The following is a 10,556-nucleotide window of genomic DNA, read 5'->3' on the forward strand; positions in this document are numbered from 1 at the left end:
TACCAGCTATCAAAATTTCTCATTTTCATTATGGATATATCCGTTTAATAATTTTGAATATGAACAGACTGGACGATACCAAAAAAATATATTGGTTTTTGGTGAAAATTATGGTACTTCGGGTGGTATGCTTGCATTGAGAAAAGATCCACATGCAGATACGTTGCAAGTAAGATTGTTTGGACCTTTACAAACAAATATAAATGGTGTTACAGCAATCACTCAGCAAGAATGGCACCACGCAGTGGTTACATATGATAATGCAACAACAACCTTGAAGTTGTATGTAGATGGTTCACTAAAATCTTCGTCTACTAGTGCGAATTATACGCCAAATACTATAGGAACTATAGGTGTGGGTTCTCGTTATGAACAAGATGGACAGGCACAATATAGTTTCAATGGAAATGTTAGAGAATTGAAATATTACGATCGTCCTTTAACACAAAGCGAGGTTACATATTTATATGATACAACGGGTGCGAACACAACTAATGATTATGTACTATATGCGCCATTACGTGAGGATGGTGATCGAGTGTTGGATTATATTGAAACAGTAGAATCAACAAAGAATGTTAAATTAACAATGCAAAATTTGGATGTATTTAATCATACAGAATATGATAGAACAACACTAGAAGAATTGCCAATAATTTTACCATATAAACAGATTTATCCTTTGAACAGTTATTATGTAAATGAAACAGTCGGTCCGTCGTTACAATTAGTAGATGAAACAATAACAAATAATCTTGAAGATATTAGATATTATAGTCGCGCACTAACAGAAAATGAAATTACAAATATTTATGAAAATGGAAAAACTTTTGGAATTACACAAGATATAGATATAAGTAATTTGGAAGTAAGATTTCCTTTTGCAAATGATATTTCAGGTGTTGCTGGTGGTATACCGTTTGATAGTAGTGCGTCAATAGTACCACAATATGGTTTTCACACAGACACCTCTGGCGTTATTCGTGAATTTAATGAAATTAGTCATTATGATCCAGGCGCAGCACAGAAATTCTTTGTTTGTTTTGCTGATAGTAATAACGGAAATAAAGCAACGGTTAAGAAGTATAGTTTTGTTACAAATGAATGGTCATTTGTTGGAAGTCCTGGTTTTACAAATACGGCTGTTAGTGAGCTGAAATTTGTTGTTGATTACAATGACAACATATATGTTGCCTATATAGATGAAACTAGTAATCTAGTTGTAATGACACAAGACATATCTGACAATTGGTATGTACTATCAAATACAACAAATTCAACATTTACAAATGTCAATGAAATTTCATTGTCTATATCAAGTAATCCTATACATAATAAACCGTATTTATGCTTAAGTGAAAGTGTAAGTGACAGTTATGAAACCTTAATTGAAGGAACAACAGAAGCTGTTGTTACAAACTTTACAGCGAAGAAATTGACTGTAATTTACTACACTCCGCCAATTAATGAAAATGCTGGTTATTGGTCTATACGAGGAAACCCAAAGTTTACAGAAGGAATTGCAACAAACCCATCAATAACTGTTGATAATAACGAAGATGTTTCAGTATCCTATCGCGAAGGCATTGAAGTAAATCAATTACAAGGAACCAAATTTAGACCGACAATTCAAAAATATAATACTGTAACAAGTCGATGGGAAATTATTGAAAAGAGAGGCGTAACACAAGAACAAATCGCACTTGATGCTAGTGGAACAATTTTGGAAACAGATTTAATTCAAGATTTTGCAGGTAATAATTACTTTGTTTATTCTGATTTTGAAAATACAAATAAGGCTTCTATGATTACATCTGAAAATAGGATTGTTAGTAATGAAAATACATCAATTCTTCTTGATTCTAGTATGAATATTTATATGTTTGGATATAGTGACGAAAAAAAGAAAGACAACTTTAATAATATTGTTGTTAAGTTTGAGCAAATTCCATCTGAAACAACCGATAAAACAATTTCATTCAATTTGTTAGAACAACTTAATTATGATTTTAATAAAGATAATGAAAAAACCACACTTTCTACTATTGACAACAACAATAATATGTATTTAGTGGGTAGTATAAGAGACAAAACTACCAAAGATAGTGATATGTCACTGTTAAAAATAAGCCAACCAAACGGTGTAATGACAGTTACGTCATCGTATACTATTACAAATACTAGCAGATTAAACGAAAATGCAACTTGTATTGTATTAGATAGTAATGATCCGCCAAATGTTTACATTGGTGGATATTCTAATGTTGATACTCCAGATATTTTGGATTCGTCGCTTCCAATTATATATAAACTCTCACAAGACATAGAAAATAACACATTTACAATAGATACAACATTTGTTTATCGCGAATTTGCAAACAAAAATGACAGAATTATTGATATTGCGATTGATAACCGAGATGGAACAATATATGCTGCTGTAAATGTTGATGTATCAAATAACGGAGTAACAAATTGGGAATGGGGATTAGTTAAAATCAAACAAGTTGGTGGTGCATTAGTGACTGATATTTCGTATATTCATCAGTTTGTAGAATCAGGTATTCAAGGTAAAAACAATTATGTTAAAACAATTAAGATAAACAATGAGCAACCGCCAGTTGTATATATGAGTGGTTATGTTAATGATTATCAATACGCTGTTATTCAATGTAAGGAAAAAACAGACGAACAAAACAACAGTTTTTATACTGCAACATCAGAATTAGTAGATTTAGATGTTCATTATGATACACAATTANCNACAACAACAGAAGCTACNTCAAGATATAAAGAATTTAANATTGAAACANTAAATTTAACAGANANCANNGGTTCAAATGTTCAATATAGNGGTTTAGATTATGANGCTANTTANATATATTTAGCTCCATANGGNAATTATTCGACAGATGTAACAACCAATAAGATTACAAGGGCATTTAAAGATACATTCTTATCAAACAAGGTTGAGAATATAACAATACCAGAGAAACTTCCTGTAAATACCGGTGTTTTGATACAAGGTGAATTTACAGGTGTAACAATTGATAGAGAAAATGAATTTGGATATTTATCACCGTTTACAACAGATATAAGTGCTTCTACAACATATGGCGTAGATCCACATACTACAATAGTACGGTTCTCAACAACAGATTTTACAAATAACGCAACAGAAACGAATTTTGCAGCATGTGACGTAGTTAATGTAATCCCAACATTAGATGATTATCTATTTCCCACTCAAATAGATATTTTTGGAACATTCAATGGAATACAAGAATACAATGAGCACATATACTTAGTTCCCTATGATATAAATGTTTGCATTAGAGTTTTAAAATCTAGTTTTGTAAGTGGTACAACAACAACCTTAACTGCAAGNGATATATCAAGTGTTGACATCGGTTCATTAAAACAATATTCCGGTCTTGTTGTTGATTCGAGTAATAGTTATTATTCNCCTTTATTTTCAGGTAGTGTTATNAGAATTGATAATGACGATTTTACGACATCAGGAACGACTGTTTTAGACCTGACAACATTGAATAATGTTTTTACAAATTTTCAAGACATTGCACAAGATGAATATAATATATATTTAGTTACAAACCAAAATCCGTCTAGGTTGTTAAGAATTAATAAGGCGAATTTCGACAACATAACCACAATTAATGATATTTCATCGATAGATCTTCCCAGTTTTTCAAATGGTTGTTCCGGTATTAACTATGAGAGTGGCTTTTTGTATATAGATAGTTCATTTAATAACTTACTTGTCCGTCTTGATACAAGCAATTTTGCTCTTAATGGATTATCATATTATAAATATAGTGATACAATAAGTGATATTAGAGGACTAGTTGCAAATAACAGAAATGTATACTTGTGTCCATTTAGTAATAACGATGGCACAATATTAAAGATTAATACAAAACTATATCCTGAAAACTTAACTGGTGGTTTAATGGATTTTGACACAACTGTCTCCAGTGATCAAAGTACAGAAATTTTCTATATTGGCAATGATATAAAACATAATACACTAAACAATGTCGTTCCAAAGAAATCAATAAATTTATTATTTATATCAATAACGAAACAACTTGGGTTAAGATTGAGGGAAACAAAACGATTGAGTATTGGTCAATCGGAAGAGAGTGAAATTGGAAAATCGATTAAGTTTCAATACAAAGATACATATGCGAATTTAAGAGGAGACTATGCTTCGTTAAATGAGGTATTAAACGCAAATTTTGATACATTATTTATAGGTATTAATGTNGAAAATCGATTAACATTTCATAAAGAATACATAAATGAAACAACATATTATAACTTTATGACAGAAGGTAATACTATATATGATTTTGGTATTGATTTGAGTTATAATTTTCAAAACTACGATATTTTACCCGATACGACCGATTCNTTTATTACATATGATATTTCTTTGACAGAGTATGATGGCAGTTTTAATGGTACTGATATTTTAAATACAGATTTATTAATTACAAATGAAAAGATTCAAAATAATTATGTTTACAAAGCTGTGTATAATATTTACGATAAAAACTTCCCTGAAATTTCAACAGACGTAACAAAATACATATATGGTTTGCAAGATCTAGTAACAAATTTGAGAGTTGTCGTACAATCATACCATAAACACACAGCAACTTGTACTGTGGAATTTAACCTCTACTCTGGTGTTAATTCTGACAGAATTACAATGGTTGGTATTACTGATAGAACTCCTAAGTATGAACCAAAAATATTATATCCTATTGGAAAGGAAGGAATACTTATTAATGGATCAACGGATATTGCTACTGATGGAACTAAGGGTCGATTCATAAGTATACCAGTTGTATTAAGATATAANACTAGATATACAATAAACATTAAGCAAAATTTAGGTGNTCTTGTTAGAACTGTAATGTGTGAAAATTTGTGTGTNAATAGGAGTGATAGTTTTAAAAATGCAAAAACAGCCATTTTAGAACCAACATTGGTGTATAATCTTAATTTAGCACAAAGATTAAATCAAGGAAATTTGAAGTTGCGTTAAATTTTTTTCTAGTGTCTTTATATAATGGTAAAAAGAGCCCACAAACAAGCCGATGGCAAATACCACATTTCAGGCAAAAAATACGATTTCAACACTGGATCTCGTGCCCAAGTCTGGCATGGAAANGCCCACAAAACAGCNGGAGGATTAACAAAGGATAAATTGATGATGAACAAACACGGACGCGTTGTATCTAAGAANAANCATATGACTGCCAAGAGAGAAAAACGTTTAGCTAANGCCGGATTCAAACCCAAGAAAGGNACTTTCAAAGCGTTCAAAAAGAGTGACAGCACCTTAAAGAAAAGAGGCAGAGGATCGCGCCGTACTAGAAGAAGATAAACAAAAAACAAATGTTTTTAATATTTAATTTTTAATTTTTATTATAAATTTATTTAACTATAAATTTATGATATTACTATTACTGCCAATAGCTAGTTAAAATAATATTTTCGTCAATGTGTTTAACGTCAATAAGTGTAACTAGTTTTTTTTTAAAATACTGTTTACTACATATTAGTTTGTTTTTTTGACATTTGCAGTATTCTTTATATAAATTATCGAAAGCAACNGGTCGTGTACATTTTTCATTACGATTTTTATCNTGAAAACTTANCAGGAAATCTCTAATAACATTAATTTTATTCCACTCTTTGGATTGAATTCCAGTAATAAATTTGTCATTAGATATGTTAATTGATTTATAGAAATGTTTAACAGTATCTATTACATCAAAATTAGAGCTTTTAATAAATGAATTATTTTTACCTTTTTTCTTACACCATATATGAAATAAAAATTCTAATTCTTCAATTTCTAGTTCATCATTTTGCTTGTTAATTACAATTGTTTCTGTCCAAAAATTTTTGAAAAGTTCAACTAAATCTAGAAAATGGCTTTGACAATTGATAAAAATGTCCCGTTCTTTATCGTAATTTATTTTTTTTTCAAGAATTGTTTTGAGATCATTATGAAAAATAATATTTGGTAAATTGAGACTTTGTAAATAATGTTTCCACATAAAAAGTAAGTCGTTCCAACACAAAGTGCTGTTGGGTATATTTGTATTAACAGTGTATTTAATAAGGAATGACGATGTTATTCGGTCAATACTATTGTGATTTAAATAAAAAACACGAGGATGTATCGTTGTTATGGCTTTGTGATTATTTATAATAAAACTATCTGAATTTTCGTGTTTAATCGAATAATAAACAGAAACAGCCATAAAATTTAAAAAGTTTTTTTTTATGAAATCTTCGCTATTTTTATAGTTTAATTGACTAGTATTATTAATATCAAGAATACGACAATCTTTGTAATTATGCTTGTGATATTTTAATTTAATAGATTCTATAGGATTAATGGTTGTAGAAAAATATTTGGTTGTCTCATCATTAATAATAGTTAAAAAGTTTTTAATTGAAGGGTGCATAAAGTGAACCAATGTGTTATTGTTTTTTTTAAGAATATTATCACCTATAACTGTAAGAAAATATTTAGCCCACTCTTTGCTAGCGAATATTGAAGGGAAGATATTTGAAATAATACTTTGTATTGTCTCAGATTCTGGTATAGGTGTTTTAATAAAATTACTCATTTTTATTTCTTTCATAATTTCTGCTTTAATTTTATATTTCCATTCCATAAGTGATCTTACTGAACTGATTTTAGTTAATATTTGATGTTGGACATTATCTTCACCTGAGAAGGTAAAATTGTTGTCTTTGTATTGAATATATCTGTTCGAGCATGTTATATAGAAAAACTTATGTTCATTTAAAAACTTACAAATAAATTTTTCTTTTTCTTGTTCTAAAAATATTTTTCTTTTTACCTTTGTGTCGTGATCTTTCTTCATAGTTTCTAGCGTTTTTGGTAATTGTTCAGTAATATAATGTAGAATTTTTCCAGTTATAAATGGGTCAGTTTTATATGTTGAAAGTAATGTATTTATAGTAGAAAGACACTTNGCGCCTGTATTATCAGTTTCATTGTCTGATATAATTTCATTCATGATANTTAAAATGTAAGNTAATATTTATATCTTTTAAATAAAATTAAATACTTATATTTTCAACATAAGTATTTAAAGGTTCAAACGCATCAATAGATATAAATGCAAGATAACGAAGATTCAAACGTATTAACAATAAAAACTGTTCAAATTGNNCCTTTTCGAACATTAATGACTGCACTAAAAGATATATTATTGGAAACAAATATTATTTTTAGTGATGTTGGAATACGCATTGTAAATATGGATAAATCGCATACAATTTTGGCTCATTTATTTCTACCTTCAGAAAACTTTGAATCATATAAAATGAAAGATGGAATTAAGAAAATTGTAATTGGTGTTAATATGTTCCATTTATTCAAGTTAATTAATTCAATTGACAACGACGACACATTAACAATTTATATTGAAGAATCTGATTGGAACGGGGCTGTTCCAAACTTTCTGGGTCTCAAGTTTGAGAATGGCGATATTAAACAGTGTAAGACACAAAAACTAAGATTGATTGAACCAGATCCTGAAGAATTAGAAGTTCCCGATGTTACTTTTTCATCGATTATTAATTTACCGTCTAGTGATTTTCAAAAGATTATTAGAGATTTGTCAAGTATTAGTGAAAAACTAGAAATAAAATCAGTTGGTAATGAATTGATTTTCCATTGCAACGGTCCTTTTGCTTCAGCTGAAATTCGTCGTGCAGAATCAGATGGTAGTATGGATTTTGTTCAAAAACAAGAATCGACAAAAATTATTCAAGGAGAGTTTTCGCTAAAGAATCTTGGCTATTTTATTAAATGTACAAATTTGTGTAATTCGGTAGAAATGTATCTTGAAAACAACTTGCCTTTGATTGTTAAATATAATGTAGCATCTCTTGGCGAGATTAGATTGTGCCTAGCTCCGTTGCCAAGTTCTTCCTAAATAAAAATAAAATTGATTACTAAAATGAATTTTATTTTTAAGTATTATACAAATCAAATATGTATCTAGGCGAAGTTCGTTGTACTAATAAAAATACTAGTAACAGAGTTTCTGGTCCTCCTGTTCCAAAAGAACCAGACACTTTGCCACAAAGAGTGGCGTGTCCTCCTGTTCCACCTATTAACAACCGTTTTGTTTATGATGGACCACTATTGGCTAAATATAAAATCACTGATGATGGTTATTATTCGTCTACCACTACAGGAAGTGTATTTGAGAATATGCTCGGTTACATTCCAGGCGGTATGTTTGATGCCATTCGTGTTTGGCAAACTCCTAAGTTTTCAGGTGCACGAGAGATTCACGAAAGATTGAGAAAAGAATATCGTCAAGTGTCCGGTGGTCACAGTGGATATACTTTTCATACTCTAACATATCATGAAATGAAAACCATTCATAACTGTTTGTTTTCCTAAAATTCTGGGTTATGTTTCTTAAAAATACATCCGTGAGAATTTAGACCTTTAATAGGTGATATTTGTTGAGTATTTTGATGACTACAAGCACTCATCCAAATTTTTATAATACAAAAGTTCTTTTTTGGAGAAATAGTAATACCGGTAACATTACTTCTAAAGTCATCATTCATAGACACAGTTTCTCCGACAATAGCATAACTTAATTGTTTCCAAACATCGACAACATTTCTGTTGTTTATTTTATATGAAAAACAGCCACCATTACGATTTTTTTCGTCTTCCCAAATAGGTTGAATACCATCCCTCATCAAGAACAGCATACAATTCTTGATTAGAACATCAGGAAGGTTATGGTTAAGTGCAATGATCTCTTCAACTAGTTTAAAGGTGGTAATTTTTTTATAACTGTCCAAACTCCAGCTTGTATCGTGGGGAAGATGTGCCCATAAATTCCATGTATCATGGAGATTATGGGATTGTAATGTTGAATCAACACCATTTTGGAGAGCCATTTCAGACTGTTCTGCCATTATGTATAATAATTATATATTGTTTTTTATATTGTTTTTACAATATAAGAATTGTTATCAATAACAATTGCTTTGTTTTCATCATTCGTAAATTCAATAGCTTTCATATCGCTATTAGAATCAATAATGTTTATGATATAATTTTCGGTTGTTTTCATAATTACGTTATTGAATTTTTGTATGAACCAAATAATGAATTTTCTATCTAATATGGTATTCTTATCTAAGTAGTAATAAATCAAATTATCATTTATTTCAATTTCTTTACCTCCAATATCTATTGAAATATAAATAAATGGATTTACTTTCATAACATTAGTTGAGTAAACATTGTCTAAAATTCCATTTACAGTTGTTTTTGATGTAATTCTTTGATAAAATATTTGGTTCTTAATTAAATGTGGTTTAAGTATTATGGCATATTCGCATATTGGTGTAATTCCTTGAATATTTGTTCTAAAAATATCAAGATTATCAACAATGTATTCCTTGTTGTCAATAATTACAATATATTTATTTTTATAGAATATGTAATATCTAACATTGGTATATGTTTGTTTTACAGGAATTAATACGTTATTGTTAAAATACTTATATCCTGAATATAATTCAATCGCAACATTATATAAATATCCTAATCTATATAAGTAATAAAATAATCCAAATAAAAATAAGGGACTTATGATGTAAAGCATTTTTATAGTAAATTATTATATATTTTTATATTAATAATTTACTAATTTTACAAATTGGCGTGTTTTAAAGATGAAAAGGTTTCATCTGTTGTAACTGGGCAACTCACGTTAGGGTGAGGGGGTTCGCCGTGGGTTTCACAGTATTTTCTTACATATTCATACTGATCTGTGTTATCGCTAGGTTTTCTATTATCGTTTGTTGACACAGAAAACAATTTTTGTGAACTTTTATTTTCTTCCAAATCATTTATTTCTTTTTGAGTAGATCTAATATCAATATTAGCACCATTGTTCATTGAATCACCCGATATTGAAATCTTACCTGTTTTCGGATCTAAACCAAAATAGTATAATAGTAGAGATGTCACTATAGTCATAGTAAGAAATGGTATAAAAACAATAATCCAAGCGGCAACTCCTAAACCACGTGCACATAGACTATTCAATAAAATTGTAATTATAATAGTGATCCACATTTTGAAAAATGCTGTATTATAATATCCTTTAAATGAATCTACAGTTACTTGTGTAAGTGAAAAACATAAATATATTAGGGCAGGTCCACACAATTCAGAACTTAACATTTATATTATAATTAGAAAAAGAATGCAACAGAATTCTCAAATTTCCCAATTTCATCACCAATATCTCCATCATCTAACATTGTAAATATGCTTCCATTTTTATCATCGGTAGTGTAGTAGGTTTTATTATTTACTTCAGTTTCATAAACTTCTTCTTCCTCTTCCTCCTCCTCTTCCTCTTCTTCCTCTTCCTCTTCTTCCTCTTCCTCTTCCTCTTCCTCTTCCTCTTCCTCTTCCTCTTCCTCTTCCTCTT

General features: G+C 29.4%; 7 protein-coding genes. 3 read left to right on the forward strand and 4 right to left on the reverse strand.

Annotated features, from left to right (window positions below; translation table 11 throughout):
- Positions 1-5,074 (forward strand): LamG domain-containing protein (locus tag CBD51_005350; GenBank protein RPG58327.1); only part of this gene is annotated, 5,074 nt, incomplete at its 5' end.
- Between the two features lie 421 nt (positions 5,075-5,495).
- Here CBD51_005350 and CBD51_005355 read toward each other — a convergent pair.
- The gene (locus tag CBD51_005355) at positions 5,496-7,091 is read right to left on the reverse strand and encodes a hypothetical protein (GenBank protein RPG58328.1); all 1,596 of its coding nucleotides are present in this window, start codon (positions 7,089-7,091) and stop codon (positions 5,496-5,498) included.
- Between the two features lie 102 nt (positions 7,092-7,193).
- Between CBD51_005355 and pcn the strand changes: the two genes are divergently transcribed.
- Together pcn and CBD51_005365 are read left to right on the forward strand one after the other, a co-directional pair.
- A complete protein-coding gene (gene pcn / locus CBD51_005360; GenBank protein ID RPG58329.1) occupies positions 7,194-8,015 on the forward strand; it encodes a proliferating cell nuclear antigen (pcna) in 822 nt (273 codons plus the stop codon).
- 59 nt (positions 8,016-8,074) lie between these two features.
- Positions 8,075-8,491: a hypothetical protein gene (locus CBD51_005365; GenBank protein RPG58330.1), complete on the forward strand. Its 417-nt coding sequence runs from the start codon at positions 8,075-8,077 to the stop codon at positions 8,489-8,491.
- Here the strand turns inward: CBD51_005365 and CBD51_005370 are convergent.
- Genes CBD51_005370 through CBD51_005380 form a run of 3 tightly spaced genes read right to left on the reverse strand, consistent with a single transcriptional unit; the run spans position 8,488 to position 10,303 of the window.
- The gene (locus CBD51_005370) at positions 8,488-9,024 is read right to left on the reverse strand and encodes a eukaryotic translation initiation factor EIF4E family protein (protein RPG58331.1); all 537 of its coding nucleotides are present in this window, start codon (positions 9,022-9,024) and stop codon (positions 8,488-8,490) included. The genes CBD51_005365 and CBD51_005370 overlap by 4 nt on opposite strands.
- A 26-nt stretch (positions 9,025-9,050) precedes the next feature.
- On the reverse strand, positions 9,051-9,719 hold the full coding sequence (locus tag CBD51_005375; protein ID RPG58332.1) for a hypothetical protein: 669 nt from the start codon (positions 9,717-9,719) through the stop codon (positions 9,051-9,053).
- Positions 9,720-9,766: 47 nt separating this feature from the next.
- A complete protein-coding gene (locus CBD51_005380) occupies positions 9,767-10,303 on the reverse strand; it encodes a hypothetical protein (GenBank protein ID RPG58333.1) in 537 nt (178 codons plus the stop codon).
- Positions 10,304-10,556: the final 253 nt, after the last annotated feature.

Source organism: Flavobacteriales bacterium TMED191, from assembly GCA_002171975.2.
Taxonomy (GTDB): domain Bacteria; phylum Bacteroidota; class Bacteroidia; order Flavobacteriales; family TMED113.

Excerpts from the sequence above, each read along its gene's own strand:
- CBD51_005375 (RPG58332.1), bottom strand. The coding sequence starts at position 9,719 with ATGCTTTACATCATAAGTCCCTTATTTTTATTTGGATTATTTTATTAC.
- CBD51_005380 (RPG58333.1), bottom strand. The coding sequence starts at position 10,303 with ATGTTAAGTTCTGAATTGTGTGGACCTGCCCTAATATATTTATGTTTT.
- CBD51_005365 (RPG58330.1), top strand. The coding sequence starts at position 8,075 with ATGTATCTAGGCGAAGTTCGTTGTACTAATAAAAATACTAGTAACAGA.
- CBD51_005370 (RPG58331.1), bottom strand. The coding sequence starts at position 9,024 with ATGGCAGAACAGTCTGAAATGGCTCTCCAAAATGGTGTTGATTCAACA.